This is a genomic window from Streptomyces humi (assembly GCF_001005085.2).
Lineage (GTDB): Bacteria > Actinomycetota > Actinomycetes > Streptomycetales > Streptomycetaceae > Streptomyces > Streptomyces humi.
In genome coordinates this window covers 30,143-49,391 of sequence record NZ_LBMU02000070.1, presented here as the reverse complement: position 1 = coordinate 49,391, position 19,249 = coordinate 30,143, and the positions used below count along the sequence as shown (strand labels likewise).

General features: G+C 73.8%; 14 protein-coding genes and 1 tRNA gene. 10 read left to right on the top strand and 5 right to left on the bottom strand.

All coding sequences use genetic code 11. The annotated features are described in order from the left end of the window. The first annotated feature begins 108 nt into the window (after window positions 1-108). Entirely contained in the window at window positions 109-2,388 is a 2,280-nt protein-coding gene (locus tag AAW13_RS28395; protein ID WP_046731527.1) for an ATP-binding SpoIIE family protein phosphatase, read from the top strand. A 236-nt stretch (window positions 2,389-2,624) separates the two neighbouring features. On the opposite strand, the gene AAW13_RS28390 is transcribed toward AAW13_RS28395, so the two are convergent. Beyond that, a tRNA-Arg gene (locus tag AAW13_RS28390) sits at window positions 2,625-2,697 on the bottom strand. Window positions 2,698-3,018: 321 nt separating this feature from the next. On the opposite strand from AAW13_RS28390, the gene AAW13_RS28385 reads away from it, so the two are divergent. From AAW13_RS28385 to AAW13_RS28350, 8 genes are all read left to right on the top strand, one after another. Further along, complete coding sequence (locus AAW13_RS28385) at window positions 3,019-4,626, top strand: dynamin family protein (protein ID WP_046731528.1); 1,608 nt, start codon at window positions 3,019-3,021, stop codon at window positions 4,624-4,626. 390 nt (window positions 4,627-5,016) lie between these two features. Next, window positions 5,017-7,149, top strand: a complete 2,133-nt coding sequence (locus tag AAW13_RS28380; protein ID WP_338059065.1) for a GTPase — start codon at window positions 5,017-5,019, stop codon at window positions 7,147-7,149. Window positions 7,150-7,431: 282 nt separating this feature from the next. Further along, a complete protein-coding gene (locus AAW13_RS28375) occupies window positions 7,432-7,893 on the top strand; it encodes a single-stranded DNA-binding protein (RefSeq protein ID WP_046731530.1) in 462 nt (153 codons plus the stop codon). 404 nt (window positions 7,894-8,297) lie between these two features. Further along, window positions 8,298-9,656 (top strand): Cys-Gln thioester bond-forming surface protein, encoded by a 1,359-nt coding sequence (locus AAW13_RS28370; RefSeq protein WP_420855499.1) that lies wholly within the window; start codon window positions 8,298-8,300, stop codon window positions 9,654-9,656. A 31-nt stretch (window positions 9,657-9,687) separates the two neighbouring features. Then, a complete protein-coding gene (locus AAW13_RS28365; protein ID WP_071659714.1) occupies window positions 9,688-10,053 on the top strand; it encodes a hypothetical protein in 366 nt (121 codons plus the stop codon). Window positions 10,054-10,187: 134 nt separating this feature from the next. Continuing rightward, window positions 10,188-11,852: an energy-dependent translational throttle protein EttA gene (gene ettA / locus AAW13_RS28360; RefSeq protein ID WP_046731533.1), complete on the top strand. Its 1,665-nt coding sequence runs from the start codon at window positions 10,188-10,190 to the stop codon at window positions 11,850-11,852. A 6-nt stretch (window positions 11,853-11,858) separates the two neighbouring features. Further along, on the top strand, window positions 11,859-12,272 hold the full coding sequence (locus tag AAW13_RS28355; protein ID WP_046731534.1) for an acyl-CoA thioesterase: 414 nt from the start codon (window positions 11,859-11,861) through the stop codon (window positions 12,270-12,272). Further along, on the top strand, window positions 12,269-12,994 hold the full coding sequence (locus tag AAW13_RS28350; RefSeq protein ID WP_046731535.1) for a DUF8010 domain-containing protein: 726 nt from the start codon (window positions 12,269-12,271) through the stop codon (window positions 12,992-12,994). The genes AAW13_RS28355 and AAW13_RS28350 overlap by 4 nt, the downstream gene beginning before the upstream one ends. A gap of 36 nt (window positions 12,995-13,030) precedes the next feature. On the opposite strand, the gene AAW13_RS28345 is transcribed toward AAW13_RS28350, so the two are convergent. Next, window positions 13,031-13,435, bottom strand: a complete 405-nt coding sequence (locus AAW13_RS28345; protein ID WP_046731536.1) for a globin — start codon at window positions 13,433-13,435, stop codon at window positions 13,031-13,033. Window positions 13,436-13,512: 77 nt separating this feature from the next. Here AAW13_RS28345 and AAW13_RS28340 point away from each other — a divergent pair, with 77 nt between their 5' ends. Beyond that, on the top strand, window positions 13,513-14,499 hold the full coding sequence (locus tag AAW13_RS28340; protein ID WP_071659713.1) for a methyltransferase domain-containing protein: 987 nt from the start codon (window positions 13,513-13,515) through the stop codon (window positions 14,497-14,499). 93 nt (window positions 14,500-14,592) lie between these two features. On the opposite strand, the gene AAW13_RS28335 is transcribed toward AAW13_RS28340, so the two are convergent. The 3 genes from AAW13_RS28335 to AAW13_RS28325 all read right to left on the bottom strand — a co-directional run bounded on the left by AAW13_RS28335 (window position 14,593) and on the right by AAW13_RS28325 (window position 19,249). After that, a complete protein-coding gene (locus AAW13_RS28335) occupies window positions 14,593-16,239 on the bottom strand; it encodes an FHA domain-containing protein (RefSeq protein WP_046734428.1) in 1,647 nt (548 codons plus the stop codon). 77 nt (window positions 16,240-16,316) lie between these two features. Further along, complete coding sequence (locus AAW13_RS28330; RefSeq protein WP_046734427.1) at window positions 16,317-17,657, bottom strand: vWA domain-containing protein; 1,341 nt, start codon at window positions 17,655-17,657, stop codon at window positions 16,317-16,319. Between the two features lie 131 nt (window positions 17,658-17,788). Beyond that, window positions 17,789-19,249, bottom strand: coding sequence for a PP2C family protein-serine/threonine phosphatase (locus AAW13_RS28325; RefSeq protein WP_046734431.1), 1,461 nt, complete (start codon window positions 19,247-19,249; stop codon window positions 17,789-17,791).

Sequence of the window (19,249 nt, the reverse complement as noted above, 5' to 3'; positions counted from 1 at the left end):
GCCTCGGGCGACGACGGTGGGGCCCCGCCCCGGGCTCGGGGCCTTCCCCGGGGCGTCCGGGCCGGCACCGCAGGGTGAGGGCCACCCTCAGGGCGTACCGTCGACTGTGTGGACGGCACCGCCGACGGGTTCCTCTCCCGGGTCGCCCGGGAACTCGTTCCCCGGGCGGACGAGCTGATCGCGGACGTCACCCGGTGCCTGCGCGCCGAGCTCCCCGAGCTGTGGCAGGACGCGGAGCTCGCCCGGATGACGTCCGAGAACATCACCGAGCACGTCGTCGGGGTGCTCACCGGCCTGGGCCGCGGCGTCGACCCGGGCGCGCTGGAGCCGCCGCCGTCCGACGTGGACCGGGCCCGCCGGCTGGCCCGGCGCGGTACCTCCGTCACCGCGATGCTGCGGGCGCACCGGCTCGGCGAGGGCGTCATCCTCGACGGTTTCCTCGCCGAGCTGCCCCGGCTGACGGACGACCCCGAACTGATCGACGCCGTCTCCCGCCGGCTGCTCGCGATGGCCACCGGATACGTCGACCGCGCCTCCGAGCAGGGCGTCCTCGCCTTCCAGGAGGAACGGGACCGCCGGTTGCAGTGGCGGCTGTCCCTGGTCAACGACGCCGGGCTGCGCATCGGGACCACCCTGGACATCACCCGTACCACCCAGGAACTGGCGGACCTCGCCGCCGAGCACTTCGCCGACCTGGTCACCGTCGACCTGCTCGACGCCATGGTGCGCGGCCACGACACCCCGACAACCGAGCCCTTCCTGCTGTGCAGGCTGGCCCGCGGGACCCGGGCGGCCGGCGCCCCGGAACGGGCGGCCGCGGCAGCGCGACCGGTCCCCGCCGAGGTCCGGGCCCGGGTCCACAGCTGCCCGGACGGGTCGCCGGAGGCCCGCGCCCTGGCCACCGGACAGTCCTCCCGGCACACCCGGGGGACCCGCTCCTGGCTGGTCGTGCCGCTGAGCGCACGCGGCACCACGCTCGGCGTGGCCCGCTTCTCCCGGTACCGCGACCCCGACCCCTACGACGACGAGGACCTGCTGCTCGCCCAGGAGATCGCGGCCAAGGCGGCGGTGGCCGTCGACAACGCCTGCCGCTACACGCACGCCCGGACCACCGCCCTCACCCTCCAGCGCAGCCTGCTCCCGCACCGTACGGCGGAGCAGTCGGCGGTCGAGGTCGCCTGCCGCTACCTGCCGGCCGGCGCCCGGGCCGGGGTGGGCGGTGACTGGTACGACGTGATCCCGCTGTCCGGCGCCCGGGTCGCCCTGGTCGTCGGCGACGTCGTGGGCCACGGCATCCACGCCGCCGCCACGATGGGCCGCCTGCGCACGGCCGTACGCACCCTCGCCGACCTCGACCTGCCGCCCGACGAACTGCTGACGCACCTGGACGACGTGGTGATCCGGCTGGCCGCGGAGGGCTCGGCCGACCCGGACCGGCCGGCCGGCGGGGACCTCGGCGCCAGCTGCCTGTACGCCGTCTACGACCCGGTGGCGGGTCGCTGCTGCCTGGCCCGCGCCGGGCACGTGCTGCCCACCGTGCTGAACCGCGACGGCACCGCCGCGCTGCTGGACCTGCCGGCCGGGCCGCCGCTGGGTCTGGGCGGGCTGCCGTTCGAGGCGGTGGAGGCCGAACTGCCCGAGGGCAGCCTGCTCGCCCTGTACACCGACGGCCTGATCGCAGCCCACGGCCCCGACGTCGACGAGGGCCTCGCCACCCTGCGGGAGGCCCTCGCGCGGCCCGCCGACTCCCTGGAGGACACCTGCGACACGGTGCTGGACGCCCTGCTGCCCACCGACCGGCCCCGGGACGACGTGGCGTTGCTGCTGGCCCGCACCCACACCCTCGGGGACGGCCAGGTCGCCGTCTGGGACCTGGACCCCGAACCGGCGGCGGTCGGCCCGGCCCGCGTGGACGTCGCGCGGCAGCTCACCGCCTGGGGGCTGGAGGAGCTCGGCTTCGCCGCCGGGCTGGTGGTCAGCGAACTGGTCACCAACGCCGTCCGCTACGGCCGGCCCCCCATCCGGCTCCGCCTGATCCGCACCGGGCCACTGGACGGGCCGGGGCGCGCGGACGGTCGGGGGCGCGCGGACGGTCGGGGACGCGCGGACGGGCCGGGGCGTCCGGAGGAGCCGGGGCGTCCGGAGGAGGCGGCCGGTGTCCCCGCTCCGGGGCGCGGGCTCCTGTGCGAGGTGTCGGACGCCGGCGGTGCCACCCCGCATCTGCGCCGGGCCCGCACCTATGACGAGGGCGGACGCGGTCTGCTGCTGGTCGCGCGGCTCGCCGCACGCTGGGGGACACGGCACGCCCGCCAGGGCAAGACCGTCTGGGCCGAACTCGACGAGAGCGAACCCGCGGCACCCCTCCCGGACCTGGCCGCCGCCCTCTGAACCGGTCGGCAGCCCGCCTGAACCGACCGGCCGGCCCCTGAACCGACCGACCGCCCGCCTGAACCGGCCGGTCGCCCGCCGTCGACAACCAGCCCTTTTGGCGGGACGGCCCGCGACTCTACGGGGAGGCCGGCGACGCGTGCGCCCATGGCCGGCGCGATCCGGGACACGCGGACGTGACCTGCGGTTTCGCGGGAAGAGCGGGAAGAGCGGAAAACGGAGGACTCTGGGATGGGCGCCCCCGGCAGGACTCGAACCTGCGGCCAAGCGCTTAGAAGGCGCCTGCTCTATCCACTGAGCTACGGGGGCCGGCTGTGCTGGCCTCGTACGTACCGCCCTGGTGCGGGCCGGTCCGTCACGTTGCCGGGGACAAGGATAGAACTCCCCGCTCCTCGTCCCTGTTGCTTCGCCTCCGTGGCTCAATGTGGAGGTTCGGTGAAGCGGTCCTGATAATCGCAGGCAGGTACGAATCGTGCATCGCTTTTCGCGCCCGACGCACCGGGTGTTGTGCACTCGTTATGCCTGGACTGTGCCTCCGTCCCAGTCGTCCCTTCCGTCCGTTGTGTTCTATCGGCGCGCAGACATGTCTATATGCTTCAGAATTCCCCTAAAATTGGGCATTCTTCGCATGTGGTGACCTTGGACGTACGGCCTCAGCTGCTCGACACACTTTCCGCCCTGCGCGACCGTGTCGCGGCCGCACGCTTCCCGCTGCCCCTGGCGGGGGCCGCACGCGCGCGCGCCAACCGCGACGAACTCCTCGCGCAACTCGACGACTATCTGGTGCCCCGCCTCAAAGAGCCCGAAGCGCCGCTTCTGGCCGTCGTGGGCGGATCCACCGGCGCCGGCAAGTCGACTCTCGTCAACTCCCTTGTGGGGCGCCGGGTCAGCGAGGCGGGCGTACTGCGCCCGACCACCCGGACACCGGTTCTGGTCTGCCATCCGGAAGACCACCACTGGTTCAGCGGGATGCGTGTGCTGCCCGACCTGACCCGGGTGTGGGAACCGCACCGGGAACCCGGTGACGAACCCATCCTGCCCGCCGAGGACCCCGGGCACGTGCTGCGCATCGAGACCGCCGACAGCCTTCCGCGCGGCCTCGCCCTCCTCGACGCCCCCGACATCGACTCCCTGGTCGTCGGCAACCGCGTGCTCGCCGCGGAACTCATGTGCGCCGCCGACGTCTGGGTGATGGTGACCAGCGCCGCGCGCTACGCCGACGCCGTCCCCTGGCACCTGCTGCGCACCGCCAAGGAGTACGACGCGACCCTGGTGACCGTCCTCGACCGGGTCCCGCACACGGTCGTCTCCGAGGTCTCCCGGCAGTACGGCGCGCTGCTCACCAAGGCCGGGCTCGGCGACGTACCCCGGTTCACGGTGCCCGAACTGCCCGAGTCGGCCTGGGGCGGCGGACTGCTCCCGGCCACCGCCGTCGCCCCGTTGCGGGCGTGGCTCGTGCACCAGGCGCAGGATCCCGGCGCCCGCCGGCAGACCCTGGCCCGCACCGCCCACGGCGTCCTCGACTCGCTGCGGGCCCGGATGCCCGAACTGGCCGGTGCCGCCGCCGCCCAGTACGCCGCCGCGCTACGCCTGACCGGCGCCGTCGACGCGGCGTACGACAGCGAGCACGCGCGGCTGCGCGGCCGGCTGCACAGCGGTGCCGTCCTCGCCGGCGACGCCCTCAAACGCTGGCGCGCCTTCCCGCTCGACTGCACCCCCGGCGAACTCCTCGACGCGCTGGTGGAGAGCCTCGCCGCGCTGCTGCTGTGTTCCGTCACCGCGGCCGACGAACGCATCGACGACGCGTGGCGCCGCGAACCCGCCTCCGGGGCCGCCGGGCTCACCGACCGCGATCCCTCCCTGGAGAGCGCCGAGCACCGCATCGGTCTCGCCGTCCGGCGCTGGCGGCGCGAGTTGGAGGAGTACGCCGAGGACGAGGTGCGCGAACTCGACCGCAGCGTCGCGCCCGACTCCGAGGCCGTCGCCGCCCTGGTGGCCACCGCGCTGCTGGGTGGCCGCCGCACCCGCGCGGCGGGGGAGCGGCTCGGCGAGCGGCTCGGCGCGCACGGGGCGCTGCGGCTGCGCGATCGCGCGGGACGGCTGCTCACCGAGCACATGGACCGCGTCATGCACATCGAACGCGAGCGCCGCCTCGGCCCGCTCGACGCCCTAGACATCCATCCCGAACCCCAGGCCGAACTCATCGCCGCCCTGTCCGTCCTCCAGAAGGAGAGGTGACCGGTGACCGCCGTCACTGACCACGACCACACGGATCACCTGAAACGCATGGATCACACCAGTGACTACACCAGCGACTTCGAAAGCGGCCTGCCCGCACCGGACTCCGCACGGGCCCGCCCCCTGGCTGAGGGCTCAGCGACGGAGGGCTCCGCGACAGACGGCTCCGCGACGGAAGGCCCCGCAGCGGAGGGCTCCGCGGTGGACCGTCCGGCCGGGGAACGCTCCACGGGGAGCCGCCCTACAGGGGGTCGTCCTACGGCGGAGCGCTCCACGGGGAACCCCGCGGGGGACCGCGTCTCCGCGGAGCGCGGGCCGGCGGAGCGCGCCGCGGCGGAGCGTGCGGCAACGGAGCGTGTCGTGAGGGAACGTGCTGCGAGGGAGCGTGCCGTGACGGACGGCCCCGTGCCGGAGCCGGCACCGGACTCCGGCGGGGACTCCGGCCGCGAGCTCGGCGGGGACTCAGCCCGGGACTTCGGCCGGGACTTCGGCCGGGATTCCGGCCGGGATTCCGCCCACGGCCGGGCCGGTGGCCCCGCGCGGGACGCCGTGCCGGTCGCTCCACGGGCCCGGGACGGCGGCGGCAGCGGCGAACCGGGCGCTGCCGCGGGCACGGGCACGGGCGCGGGCACGGGCACGGGCGCCGGTGTGGACGCGAACGCGGACGTGGATCCGGACGCGGACCTCACGGACCTCGCGGAGATCGCCATCGAGGCCGACAAGGTGCCGCACGCGCGCGTGAAGGAACAACGCGAGCGCACCGACGGCACCCCGAACGCCGACTCCGGCGCCACACCGGCCGAGACCGCCGGCGGCACGGCGGACGACGCCTGGGACGACGGTCTCATCGCCCGCCGGAGCACCGAGGTCACCGCGAAACCGGCCGTCCCCGTGTCGGAGACCCGGGGCCCGGGCGCCCCGACCCCCGTCCCGCTGGCGTACGAAGGCCCGTTGCGCTCCCGTCTCGACGCCCTGCGCGAACTCGTCGGCCTCTCCCGCACCCGCCTCGACAGCCACACCCTCGCCGAGGCCGGCCGGGTCCTGGACGAGGCGGCCGCCCGCCGCCGGCTCTCCGGCCAGCACACCGTGGTCGCCATCGCCGGCGCCACCGGCAGCGGCAAGTCGCAGCTCTTCAACGCCCTCGCCGGTGTGGCCATCTCGGAGACCGGCGTACGACGGCCCACCACCGCCGCCCCCATCGCGTGCAGTTGGAGCGACGGCAGCGCCGCCCTCATCGACCGGCTCGGCATCCCCGGCCGGCTGCGGCGCCGCCCCGTGCACAACCCGGAGGCCGACGCGGCTCTGCGCGGCCTGATCCTGATCGACCTGCCCGACCACGACTCGGCCGCCGTCCAGCACCGCGAACACGTCGACCGGATCCTGAAGCTGGTCGACGCGGTGATCTGGGTCGTCGACCCCGAGAAGTACGCCGACGCCGTCCTCCACGAGCGCTATCTGCGGCCCATGGCCGGCCACGCGGAGGTCATGTTCATCATCCTCAACCAGACCGACCGGCTCCCCGGCGAGGCCACCGACCAGGTCCTGGACGACCTGCGCAGACTCCTCGACGACGACGGCGTCGCGCTCGGCGAGTACGGCGACCCGGGCGCGACCGTGCTCGCGCTGTCCGCGCTCACCGGCGACGGCGTCGGCGAACTGCGGGAGGCGCTCGGCCAGTTCGTGTCCGAGCGGGGCGCGGCGGCCCGGCGGGTCGCGGCCGACGTGGACGCCGCGGCGGCCCGGCTGCGGCCCGTCTACGCCACCGGGCGCCGCGCCGGGCTCACCGAGGAGGCACGCGAGGAGTTCGCCGCTCGGCTCGCGGACGCGGTCGGCGCCACCGCCGCCGGGGACGCCGCCGAACGGGCCTGGCGGCGCAACGCCAACCGGGCCTGCGGCACCCCCTGGCTGCGACTGTGGCGCTGGCGCCAGGGCCGCGGCGAACCGCCCACCGGGCGGCTCCAGCCGGCCCCGCCGGAGGAGGAGGCGACCGCGCGCCAGCGCGTCGAACAGGCGGTGCGCTCGGTCTGCGACAGCGCCTCGGCCGGACTGCCGGCGCCCTGGGCGCAGGCCGTGCGCGAGGCGGCCGTACGCGGCTCGCAGGGCCTGCCGGAGGCGCTCGACGAACTGGCCGAGCGGGCGGGGCTGCCGCCGGGCCGGCCCCCGCGTCCGGGCTGGTGGCCGGTGGCGGTGCTCGCCCAGGCGTCGATGACGCTCCTTCAGGTGGTCGGCGGGCTGTGGCTGGTGGCGCAGATCGCCGGGGTGACGGCACCCAACCTGGGTGTCCCGGTGCTGCTGATGGTCGCCGGGATCGTCGGCGGGCCGCTGGTCGAGTGGGGCTGCCGGATGGCGGCACGGGGACCGGCCCGGCGGTACGGCCTGGACGCGGAACGCCGGCTGCGGGAGGCGGCGGCCGGGTGCGGACGGGCCCGGGTGCTGGATCCGGTGGCGGCGGAACTGCTGCGGTACCAGGAGGTGCGCGAGCAGTACGGGAGGGTGACGCGGACGGGGGCGGGCGTGGGGTGAGACCGTCGGGCAGGTGACACGGGCCGGAACGGGGTCGAGGTGATGCCGTTCGGGGGCGTGGGTCACTCGTCCGGGTGGTGGAGTTCTCCACCGCCCGGACGGCCGTCCACAGCCCTCGGCGGATCCGGCGCGGCGGCGGCACCCTGGTCCCGCGGCGATCACCGTGAGTGTCGCGGGGTCCGCCGTGAGTCCCGCGGCGACCGCCGCGACGGACAGCCGTACGGGACGGACCCGTACGCGGACCCGCCCGGCCCCGGCGGCCGGACGAGGGAGGGGTGCCTGATGAACGAGACGACGATCTGCGTGGTGGGCAACGTGGCGACGCAGCCGGTGTACCGGGAGCCGGCGGCGGGGCCGTCGGCGCGTTTCCGGCTGGCGGTGACCGCGCGCTACTGGGACCGCGAGAAGAACACCTGGACGGACGGCCACACCAACTTCTTCACGGTGTGGGCCAACCGGCAGCTCGCCACCAACGCGGTCACCTCGCTGTCCGTCGGCGACCCGGTCGTCGTGCAGGGGCGGCTGAAGGTGCGCACCGAGACGCGGGAGGGCCAGCAGTGGACCTCCGCCGACATCGACGCGGTGGCGATCGGCCACGACCTGGCCCGCGGTACGACGGCCTTCCGACGCCCCAACAGGCCGGAGACGGCGGCACCGCCGCGGCCGGAACCCGACTGGGAGACACCGGCGGAACCCGCCGGCACCCCGGCGACGCAGCGACCGGAACCGGTGCCGGCGGCGTGAAACAAGCACCTGGCAAGCCGAGTTCACGCGCGTCCTCCCGAACCGGGCGCGTGTGAGCACTCGTTGACGGCTTGTCGGCGAATGCGCCCGAAAGCACCCGCCATGCCGACCGAGCGGATTTGTCGACAAGTCCCGATCGTCCGCGCTCCCGCGATAACGATTGCGGATCGGATCGCTCATCGGACCATCTCACCGCGAAAGGCCGGTCCGGCTGATCCATAGGATGCCGGGCATGGCCCCTGGGGCCGCTGATTCTGCTGGTGGGACCACCCCCCGCGTCCAACGGGTCCTGCTCGAAGGGGAATTCTGTGCTCGCTGCGTTTTCTGGTCCCTCGGCGCCCCGCGCGTCCACCAGGCACTCCGGTACGGCCGGGTCCGCGAGAGTCGTGGCCCGCCTCGCCGCCGTGACACTGGCGTCCGGCCTGGTCGCCGCCGCCGTGCTGACCGGTGCCGGCCGGGCGGCGGCCGACGACGGGACCACGCAGAGCCAGAGCGGCGTGTCCGCCACCATGAACGGCCTGAAGACCTACGGCGCGGCCGTGGTGCACGGCGACAGCGGCGACGAGCAGGTGGCCGCGGGCCTGTTCGAGATGTCCGTGGACGGCGGCGGCATGCTCCAGACGTACTGCGTCGACCTGCACAACCCCACCCAGCGGGACGCCAAGTACCACGAGACGTCCTGGAGCGGCACCTCGCTGGGCGCCAACAAGCACGCCGGCAACATCCGCTGGATCCTTCAGAACTCCTACCCGCAGGTCAACGACCTCGCCGCGCTCGCCCGCAAGGCAGGGGTCGCCGGCCTCACCGAGCAGGACGCGGCGGCCGGCACCCAGGTGGCGATCTGGCGGTACTCGGACGCGGCCGACGGCGCGGACGTCGACGCCGTCGACCCGCAGGCCGAGAAGCTCGCCGACTACCTGGAGAAGAGCGCCGGCGGCCAGAACGAACCGCAGGCCTCCCTCACCCTCTCCCCGCCCGCGGTCTCCGGCCGGCCCGGCGACCTGCTCGGCCCGGTGACGGTCCACACCAACGCGCGCTCCGTCACCGTGGTCCCGCCGGCCGACGCGGCCCTCAGCGGCGTACGGATCACCGACAAGGCGGGCAAGCCCGTCAGTACCGCCGAGGACGGCACCGAGCTGTACTTCAAGGTGCCCGACGACGCGCAGGACGGCACCGCCGAACTGACCCTCCAGGCGTCCACCACCGTCCCGGTCGGCCGCGCCCTCACCTCCGAGAGCCGCAGCCAGACCCAGATCCTGGCGGGCTCCAGCGAGTCCACGGTGGCCGCGACCGCGAACGCCGCCTGGGCGGACCAGGGCGCCGTACCGGCACTGTCGGCCGAGAAGGACTGCGCCAAGGGCGGCCTGGACATCACCGCGGCCAACACCGGGGACAAGCCGTTCACCTTCGAGGTGATGAACACCGAGTACACGATCCCCGCGGGCGCCCGGCGGACGGTGACCGTGCCGCTCCAGGAGGACCAGCCCTACGACTTCACGATCACGGGCCCCCACGACCTGGAACGCCGCTTCACCGGAGTCTTCGACTGCAAGACCCAGAGCACCGACGCCGGCCTCACCACCCAGACCCTGAGCGAACCGAGCCCCGCCTCGGTGGGCGGCACCGCGGCCGACGTCAACCTGGCCGCCACCGGCGGCGACTCCGCCACCGGCGTGATCACGGGCGTGGCCATCGGCCTGGTGGTCGTCGGCGGCGCGGTCCTGGTGGTGCTCCGCCGGCGGGAGAACGAGCAAATCGACTGACCGGGGTCACGGCACCGGGCACGATGACGTCATGACGAACCCCTCTCGCGCGTCGTCCTCGGGCTCCGTCCTGTCCCTGTGGTCGCAGGACTCGGTGCTGTCGATCGGCTCGGTCGGCTCCGTGCTCTCCATCGGCTCGGTCGGCTCGGCCCTCTCGATCGGCTCGATCGGCAGCGCCCTGTCGGCAGCCTCCGTCGGCTCGGCCCTGTCCCTGCTCTCGGCGGGCTCCTGGCTGAGCACGGGATCCGTCCTCTCCGCCCAGTCCCGCTGGTCGATCCTGTCCTGGCGCTCCTCCCACGCCTTCCGGGCCGCCGCACTCGCAGCAGCGGCAACCGCAACCACCCTCGCCCTGACCCACACCCGCCCCCACCAGGGCCACGCCGGCAGAACGCCCTGACAACCCCGGGCCCCGCACCGCGAAACCCCAGCTCACAGCCCCCGGACCAAACGGGTTAACACCCGAGGCTGGACGTCAGGCAAGATGGGATGTATCTGCCCACTGCCAGATTTCAAGCTGCCGGACGGTTTCTCTTGGCTGAGTACATCTACACCATGCGCAAGACGCGCAAGGCAATCGGCGACAAGGTGATCCTTGATGACGTTTCGCTGAACTTCCTGCCCGGCGCGAAGATCGGTGTGGTCGGCCCGAACGGTGCCGGTAAGTCGACCATTCTGAAGATCATGGCGGGGCTGGACCAGCCGTCCAACGGCGACGCGTTCCTGTCGCCGGGATACACCGTCGGGATCCTGCTCCAGGAGCCCCCGCTCAACGAGGACAAGACCGTCCTGGAGAACGTCCAGGAGGGTGTCGCCGAGGTCAAGGGCAAGCTCGACCGGTTCAACGAGATCGCCGAGCTGATGGCGACCGACTACTCCGACGCGCTGCTCGACGAGATGGGCAAGCTCCAGGAGGAGCTGGACCACGCCAACGCGTGGGACCTCGACGCCCAGCTCGAGCAGGCCATGGACGCCCTCGGCTGCCCGCCCGGCGACTGGCCGGTCACCAACCTCTCCGGTGGTGAGAAGCGCCGCGTCGCGCTCTGCAAGCTGCTGCTCGAGGCCCCCGACCTGCTGCTCCTCGACGAGCCCACCAACCACCTCGACGCCGAGTCCGTGAACTGGCTGGAGCAGCACCTCGCCAAGTACGACGGCACCATCGTCGCCGTCACCCACGACCGGTACTTCCTGGACAACGTGGCCGGCTGGATCTGCGAGGTCGACCGCGGCCGCCTGCACGGCTACGAGGGCAACTACTCCAAGTACCTCGAGACCAAGGCCACCCGCCTCAAGGTCGAGGGCCAGAAGGACGCCAAGCGGCAGAAGCGGCTCAAGGAAGAGCTGGAGTGGGTCCGGTCGAACGCCAAGGGGCGGCAGGCCAAGTCCAAGGCCCGTCTCGCGCGGTACGAGGAGATGGCCGCCGAGGCCGACAAGATGCGGAAGCTGGACTTCGAGGAGATCCAGATCCCGCCGGGTCCGCGGCTCGGCAACGTCGTCGTCGAGGTCACCAACCTCAGCAAGGGCTTCGGCGACAAGGTCCTGATCGACGACCTGAGCTTCACGCTCCCCCGTAACGGGATCGTCGGGGTCATCGGCCCGAACGGCGCCGGCAAGACCACCCTCTTCAAGATGATCCAGGGCCTCGAGACCCCGGACTCCGGCGACATCAAGGTCGGCGAGACCGTCAAGATCTCGTACGTCGACCAGAGCCGCGCCAACATCGACCCGAAGAAGACCCTGTGGGCGGTCGTCTCCGACGAGCTCGACTACATCAACGTCGGCCAGGTCGAGATGCCGAGCCGCGCCTACGTGTCCGCCTTCGGGTTCAAGGGCCCTGACCAGCAGAAGCCCGCCGGCGTCCTCTCCGGCGGCGAGCGCAACCGGCTGAACCTGGCCCTCACCCTCAAGCAGGGCGGCAACCTGCTGCTCCTCGACGAGCCGACCAACGACCTCGACGTCGAGACCCTCGGCAGCCTGGAGAACGCGCTGCTGGAGTTCCCGGGCGCGGCCGTGGTCGTCTCCCACGACCGGTGGTTCCTGGACCGGGTCGCCACCCACATCCTCGCCTACGAGGGTGACTCCAAGTGGTTCTGGTTCGAGGGCAACTTCGAGTCGTACGAGAAGAACAAGATCGAGCGGCTCGGCCCGGACGCCGCCCGTCCGCACCGTGCCACCTACAAGAAGCTGACCCGGGGCTGATCGGTCTTGCGCCACATCTACCGCTGCCCCCTGCGCTGGTCCGACATGGACGCGTACGGCCACGTCAACAACGCGGTCTTCGTCCGCTACCTGGAGGAGGCCCGGATCGACTGGCTGTTCCGCCCGGACAAGGAGTTCAAGCAGGGGTCGGTGGTGGCGCGCCACGAGATCGACTACAAGCGGCAGCTCGTCCACCGGCACCACCCGGTCGACATCGAGCTGTGGGTCACCGAGATCAGGGCCGCGTCCTTCACCGTCACCTACGAGGTGAAGGACGACGAGCTGGTCTACGTCCGGGCCTCGACGGTGGTCGTGCCGTTCGACTTCGAGGCCGGCCGGCCTCGCCGGCTCACCGCCGAGGAACGTGACTTCCTGGCGGAGTACCGGGACGACGACAAGGAGGAGGCCGTCGCCGCATGACGGAGCTCCACCTGGCCGACGACGGGGAGGCGGCGGACCTCGCGGCCTTCCTCTCCCGGCTGCTCCACTACGACCGGTCCGCCGCGGTCCGCCTCCAGGCGGCCGGCACCGCGCTCGCCGTCTTCGGCCGGCCGCCGTCCTTCGAGGTGCTGGCGGTCCGCGCGGTGCGGCTGGCCAAGCCGTACGAGGACGGTCTCGACGTCACCCTGGACGTGACCGTGTCCGCGGGGGAACTGCTGGAGTCCGTGGACGAGCGGGCCGGTACGGCCGCCGTGCCCGGGGCCGTGACCGGGCCGCCGTGGGCCGGTGTGCTGCCGCCGCGGAGCGGCTGGCGGCCGGAGCCCGGCCTGCCCGTGCCGCAGGACCTGCGCGCGACCGTGGCCGCGGCGGTGGGTGAATTCCGTTCCCGTACGGCCGAGTTGGCGCCGGACGGGCGTACCCGCGGCGCGCTCGACCACATCGGCCGGGACATCTGGTCCCGGACCGTGGGCGCCACCGGACTCCCGGTGCGGGCCGTGCACGCCGCCCAGTCGCTGGGCTTCCTGCGGCCGGCCGGCGCGACCGGCCCGGCCGCCGTGTCCGCGGCGGATCCGGCCGGCCCGGACACCGCCGACGAGGTCGTCCTGCTGTCGGCCGGGGCCTGGCTGCGGCTGCGGACACCGTTCGGGTCGATCGCCGTACGCCGGGCGGGACTCGGGACCCTGGGCGTCAGCGTCCGCTGAACCCGCCCCGGCCCGCCTGCTCCCCGACGCGACGGGTCAGTCGGGGGCGTTGACCATCGAGGCGGCCGCGTAGGTCAGGTAGTTCCAGAGCTGTTCCCGGTGCTCCTCGGAGAGTCCCAGCTCGTCCACCGCCACCCGCATGTGCCTCAGCCACGCGTCGTGCGCCGCCCGGTCCACCGTGAACGGGGCGTGCCGCATCCGCAGCCGGGGGTGGCCGCGGTTGTCGCTGTACGTCGTGGGGCCGCCCCAGTACTGGATGAGGAACAGCGTCAGCCGTTCCTCCGCGGGGCCCAGATCCTCCTCCGGGTACATCGGCCGCAGGAGCTCGTCCCCGGCGACGCCCTCGTAGAAACGGTGGACCAGCCGGCGGAACGTCTCCTCCCCGCCGACCTGCTCGTAGAAGGTCTTCTCCTGAAGCGTGCCGCGCCGAATCTCTCTCACCCCTACATGGTCTCAGACGGGTGACCCAGGACTCGAGGCGTAGGACCGGTCCGCCGGCGGGTGCCTAGGCTTGGGGTATGGGCGCCTACGACGCGGGTACCGACGCCGGTATCGAGGAGCTCGCCGCCGTGGCCCGCGGCGAGCTGGTGCGGGAGATCGACGCCGAGCGGGTCTGGGCGACGGAGCCGGTGTGGCGGGCGGCCTTCGAGGCGGTGCCCCGGCATCTGTTCGTGCCGTACTACTACGTCGCCGGGGCGCGCGGGTACGAGCGCCGCTGGGGCGAGAGCCCCGACCGGGCCGCGCGGGAGCGGTGGGTGCGGGGCGCCTACGAGGACGTTCCGCTGGCCACCCGGCTGCGCGACGGTGAGCTGCTGTCCTCCAGCAGCCAGCCGTCGCTGATGGCGCGGATGCTGGTGGCGCTGCGGATCGCCGACGGCGACCGGGTGCTGGAGATCGGTACGGGGACCGGATACAACGCGGCGCTGCTGGCCCGCCGGCTGGGGGACGACGGCCTGGTCACGACCGTCGACGTGGAGCCGGAGATCGCCGAGTCGGCACGGCGGCACCTGGCCTCGGCGGGGTACCGGCCGGCCGTCGTCACGGGAGACGGGGCGCGCGGGGTGCCGGAACGGGCGCCGTACGACCGGATCATCGCGACGTGCGCGCTGCCGGGTGTGCCACGGGCCTGGGTCGAGCAGTGCGGGGCGGGGGCGCGGATCCTCACGCCGGTCTCCACGGGGCTGCTGGCGCTGGCCGTGGCGGGTGCGGGGAGTGCCGAGGGGCGGTTTCTGGCGTCGGCGGCGTTCTTCGTGCCGTTGCGGGGTATGGCGAGGGCCGGGGTGGGGGATGTGGGCGGGGTGCCGACCTGGGCCCTGGAGGACGAGTCGTTCCAGTTCCTGGCGGAGCTGACCCGGGGCGTGCTCGCGCCGGAAGAGGCCTATGCGGTGTGGGTGGGGGAGGACAGGCCGGGACGGGAGCGGTACGGGGTGACCGTGGAGGCGGACGGGGAGTGGGTGTGGCTGGATGACCGGGAGGGGCCGTTCGTCTGGCCGCTCCCGGCCTGAGCATCGTCGTCGGCTGCGCGCCGGTGGGGGGCTTGCGCCTCGCGGCGGAGCCGCACGTCGGTACCGCCCCGCGCCCCTGGGGGGCGCTCCGGCTCAGCCTCGGCGGACGGTGATCGTCGTCCAGGCGCCCACGTGCACCCGGTCGCCGTCCTGCAACGGCACCGGGACGAAGGGCTGGATCGGTTCCTCGCCGCCGTTCACCGTGGTGCCGTTCGTCGAGTTCTGGTCGACGACCGCCCAGCTGCCGTCCGGCTGCTGGACGAGGACCGCGTGCTGGTGCGAGACGCCCGGGTCCTCCGGCGGCACCGACAGGTCGATGTCGGGGGTGTCGCCGGTGGAGTGCCGGCGGCGGCCGATGGTGACCTGGTTGCCGGTGAGGGTGCGCTGCTGCTCGGGGGAGTACGCGGGCAGGTTGAGGCCGGCCGCCTCGGGGCCCGAGCGCTGCATCATCGCCATGAAGTACTCGCGGTCCGGACCGATCGTCGCCGTCCAGGTCGCCGGTCCCTGCGGGGCCTGCGGGAAGCCGGGGCCGGGCGGGGCCTGCGTGGGGCCGGGCTGCGGATAGCCGTAGCCGCCGGCGCGGGCGCCCGGTGCGCCGGGGCCGCCCGTCGGCGGGGAGATCACCCAGTCGTCGTCACCGCCGCCGAAGGACGGACCGCCGGCCGGGGGCCGCTGGGTCTCCTGCGGGAAACCGGGCGGGGCCGGCGGGGCGGACTGCTGGTAGGCGCCGGGAGCGCCACCCGCGGTCGCACCGGGACCGCCGGGCTGCGGCACCGGCGGCCGGGACGGGTCGCCGCCGAAGGGGCTCGCCGCGGGACCGCCGGCCGGGTCGCGGGTGTAGGGGCCGGACGCCTGACCGGTGCCGGGCGCGCCGCCGAACGGCGGGGGACCGCCCGCGTTCTGCCCCGGACCGCCGCCGAAGGCCGAAGGCCCGCGTTCGCCGCCGAACGGAGGCGGGCCGGACTGGCCGCGGTCACCGCCGAAGGGCGGGGGGCCCGACTGGCCGCGCTCGCCGTACGCCGGGGGACCCGACTGGCCGCGGTCACCACCGAAGGGGGGCGGGCCGGACTGGCCCCGGTCGTCGCCGAAGGGCGGAGGGCCGGACTGGCCGCGGTCGTCACCGAAGGGCGGGGGACCGGACTGGCCGCGGTCGTCACCGAAGGGCGGGGGACCGGACTGGCCGCGGTCGCCGCCGAACGCCGGAGGGGACGGGGGGCCCGACGGGCGGCCGCCGCGGTCGCCCCCGAACGGCGTCGGGCCCGAGGGCTCGCTGCCGAAGGAGGGGATCGGCTCGGCGGGACGGTTCATCTGCGAGGGCCGCGAGCCCTGGTACTCGTACGAGTCCGTGTTGCCGCCGTACGACGGCGGGGCGGGCGGCCGGAAGGTGGGCGCGCCCGCGCCGGGCGCCGGCGGGCGCGGCGCGGCCGGGGTGTACGAGGTGGCCGTGTTGGTCAGGAAGTTCCAGCGGCACTCCTCGCAGAACGGCGCACCGCCCTCCCTGGGCGTACGGCACTGCGGGCACAGCTCCGCCTCGGAGCCGTTCGGCACGGCCGAGAGGTGACGGCCCCCGGGGCCGCCCCCCGGGCCGCCGGCCGGGGCGCCGGGCGCGGGCGGCGGGAAGCCGTAGCCGCCGCCGGCGGTCGGCGGGGGCTGCGGAGGTACGGCACCGGCCATGCGGTGACCGCACACCTCGCACCAGTCGTCGGAACCCGACTGGTGTCCGTTCGGGCAGGTCGGCATGTCGGCGCTTCCCTCTCTGTCAGGTTCGTCCTGAGCCTGTCTGGGTGTCCTGCGGTACTGCTGGGTCCGTTCTCAGGTCACTTCTTTACACGAACAGTCTTTGTGGACCTTGTCTCGAGAGTCATCTCGTCGGCCTCCGCAACCTTCGCTTTCAGTCGCACAGTACCCGTCGCGGCGTCGACCACGTCCACCACCTTCGCAAGCAGTTTCGCAGTATCCGCGTTCCCGGAAGCGCTTGCCAACTGAACGGCCCGCCCCAGTTTGGCGGTTGCTCCGTCCATATCGCCCGCTTTGCGAAGGTCCAGACCTTGTTGGATGGCTTGTGCCAGTTCGGCCTGGCCCGTGTAGTGGGCGACCTGCGGGTTGATGGAGGTCGAGGCGGCCATGTCGTCCGTCCAGACCGCCCTGATCAGGCCTTGCGCGCCCAGGTTCTGCACGCTGCCGTCGGGCTGCGGGACCACCAACGAGACCCGGGCGGCGAGCATTTCCTGGCCGAGACCGGCCGAGGGGACCTCCACGCAGACGTGGTAGTCGCGCGACTCGTCTCCCCAGGAGCCGGTCGGGTAGTCCCCGGCGCGCGGCCCGGCCTCGGTGCGCCGGTCGGTCAACTGCTCCACCGTGGGCGCCACTTGCTTGACGAACTTGACGGTCGTGCCGACCGGGGTCCACAGCCGCAGCGCCACGTCCGCGACCTCCTTGCCCATCGCCGTCTCCATCATCTGCGTGAAGTCGGCGGCCAGACCCGTGGGATCGGCGACTATGTCGGCGGTGCCGAGGAGCGCGGAGGCTATCCCTGTGACTTCTTTCACTTCCCAGTCCGTGCCCACACCGCGGGCGTCACAGGTGAACCGTCCGGCGCAGCAGTCCAGGGCGGCCCTCAGGTCCTCCGGCGACTCGTGCTCGTTGCGTCCGTCGGTGAGCAGGATGCCGTGCCGGATCGTGACGTCCGCGGAGGAGAGCAGCCGGTCGGCCAGCCGCAGCCAGGTGCCGATCGCCGTGCCGCCGCCCGCGCTCAGTCTGCGCAGCGCCTGCTTGGCCTGCTCCCGGGTGGTGCGGTCGGCCACCGCGAGCCGCCCGCCGCCCGGATAGACCTCCTTGGCCACGTGCGTGCCGCCGACCACCGCGAAGTGGGTGCCGTCGCGCAGGGTGTCGATCGCGGCCGCCGTGGCGTCCCGGGCGTTGCGCATCTTGGTGGGCGGGTAGTCCATCGAGCCCGAGCAGTCGACCATGACCACCACGCCGGCCGACGGCCCCTGCCCGGGTGCGTACGACGCCCCGACCGCGGTCCCGACGGTGCCCCCGCCGGTCGAGGTCACCGTGACGATCGCGTTGACCTCGCGGCCGCCGTCCGGCAGGTACTCGTTCTGGTACACGTCCACCGAGAACTGCGGCACGTTCGACTTCGAGAAATTGGCCATGACTGCTCCGGTCCCCCTCCACCCAGCGTGATGGGTGCTGACGATGTGCGGACCGGTCCCCTCCGGTCCGCTTGTGCTTCCCCTGCGCTGCCCCGTTCCGCTCTCCCGTTTACGGCCGTTTTGCGGCGGCCTCAGGCGGATCCTGCCCCCTGTGACGGCGCCGGGAACGGGAGCAGCGCCACTGTTACGTTGTCGTGGCCCCCGCCGTCCAGGGCGTGACCGACCAGGACCCGGGCCGCGTGCAGCGGTCGCTGCGCCACGTCCGCGGGCACGATCTCGGACATCTCCTCGGCCGACTCCGCGTAGTTCCACAGGCCGTCCGTGCACACCACCACCACACCGGGCCGGTCCGGCTTGAAGGAGGCGGTGTGCGGCTCCAGTTCGTAGGCGTCCGCGCCGAGCCAGCCGGTGATCGCGTGGGCCCGCTCATCGGCGTACGCCTCCGCCTCGCTCATCAGCCCCGCGGCCACCATCTGCGCGGCCCAGGAGTCGTCCTCGGTGAGCCGGGCCGGGGGTGAACTGCGGTCCGCCGGCACCCAGTAGGCGCGGCTGTCGCCCACCCAGCCGACCACCAGCAGGCCCGAGGTGACGACCGAACCGACGATCGTGCAGGCCGGCGCGTTCTGGTGCGGGGTGTGCTCACGGGCCGAAGTGGGTTCGTCGGCCAGCGCGTTGACGGCGTGGGACGCGGCGACGATCGCCTCGTGCAGCGCCGCCTGCGGATGGGTGCCCTGCGGCAGCGCGGCGAGCAGCGCCTCGCCCGCGGCCCGGGAGGCGGCCATCGAGGCCTCGTCGGGACGGGTCGCCGAGGAGACCCCGTCGCAGACGACCGCGAGCACCGCCGGGGTGCCGTCGGGCAGCGCGGTGTGGCCGACGGCGAACGCGTCCTCGTTGCGGTGGTGGCGCAGCCCGCGGTCGCTGACGGCGGCCACCGGCCCCGACTCCTGCTCCATGTGGTCGCGCTCGCGGGGCTGGGCGTGCCCACAGTTCTCGCAGTAGCCGTCGTCGTCGACCCGGCCCGCCCGGCAGGCCACGCACACCTGCGCCGCCCCGGAACCGGTGCTCTCGGCGCCCGCTGCGCCCGCTGTGTTCTCGGCGTTCTCGGCGTTCTCGGCGTTCCCGGTGGCTGAGGCGGCCACCCGCGGGTCCGGCGCCTGCAACGCGTAGTCGTCGTCGGGCACCGGCGGCCGGTCGAACCGCACCCCGGACGCCGGCGTCACCGGCGAGCCGTGGGGCGCCGGAGAACCGGGCGGTACCGGCGAACCGTGGGGCGCCGGAGATCCGGGCGGTACCGGCGAGCCGTGCGGTGCCGAAGCGGGCAGCGGCTTGCCGCCCGAGTCGGTGCCGGGCAGATCGGTCGGCAGATGCGGGGCAGCGGGCGTCGAGGAGCTCTCCGGCTCGGGCGGGGGCCAGTCCACACCGGAGGGTCCCACACCGGGGGCGCCCATGGTGAGGGTCGGGTGGTCCTGCGGCGCGGCGGGCACGGCCGACAGGTCGTACCCGCACGCACCACAGAACAGGTCACCCGATTCGAGCGGCTCCGCGCAGCTCGGGCACTTCGCCGGTGCGGCCTGCTGGGGCATCTGCGACAT

Excerpts from the sequence above, each read along its gene's own strand:
- AAW13_RS28365 (WP_071659714.1), top strand. The coding sequence starts at position 9,688 with ATGACGAACCCCTCTCGCGCGTCGTCCTCGGGCTCCGTCCTGTCCCTG.
- AAW13_RS28340 (WP_071659713.1), top strand. The coding sequence starts at position 13,513 with ATGGGCGCCTACGACGCGGGTACCGACGCCGGTATCGAGGAGCTCGCC.
- AAW13_RS28375 (WP_046731530.1), top strand. The coding sequence starts at position 7,432 with ATGAACGAGACGACGATCTGCGTGGTGGGCAACGTGGCGACGCAGCCG.
- AAW13_RS28325 (WP_046734431.1), bottom strand. The coding sequence starts at position 19,249 with ATGTCGCAGATGCCCCAGCAGGCCGCACCGGCGAAGTGCCCGAGCTGC.
- AAW13_RS28330 (WP_046734427.1), bottom strand. The coding sequence starts at position 17,657 with ATGGCCAATTTCTCGAAGTCGAACGTGCCGCAGTTCTCGGTGGACGTG.
- AAW13_RS28350 (WP_046731535.1), top strand. The coding sequence starts at position 12,269 with ATGACGGAGCTCCACCTGGCCGACGACGGGGAGGCGGCGGACCTCGCG.
- AAW13_RS28335 (WP_046734428.1), bottom strand. The coding sequence starts at position 16,239 with ATGCCGACCTGCCCGAACGGACACCAGTCGGGTTCCGACGACTGGTGC.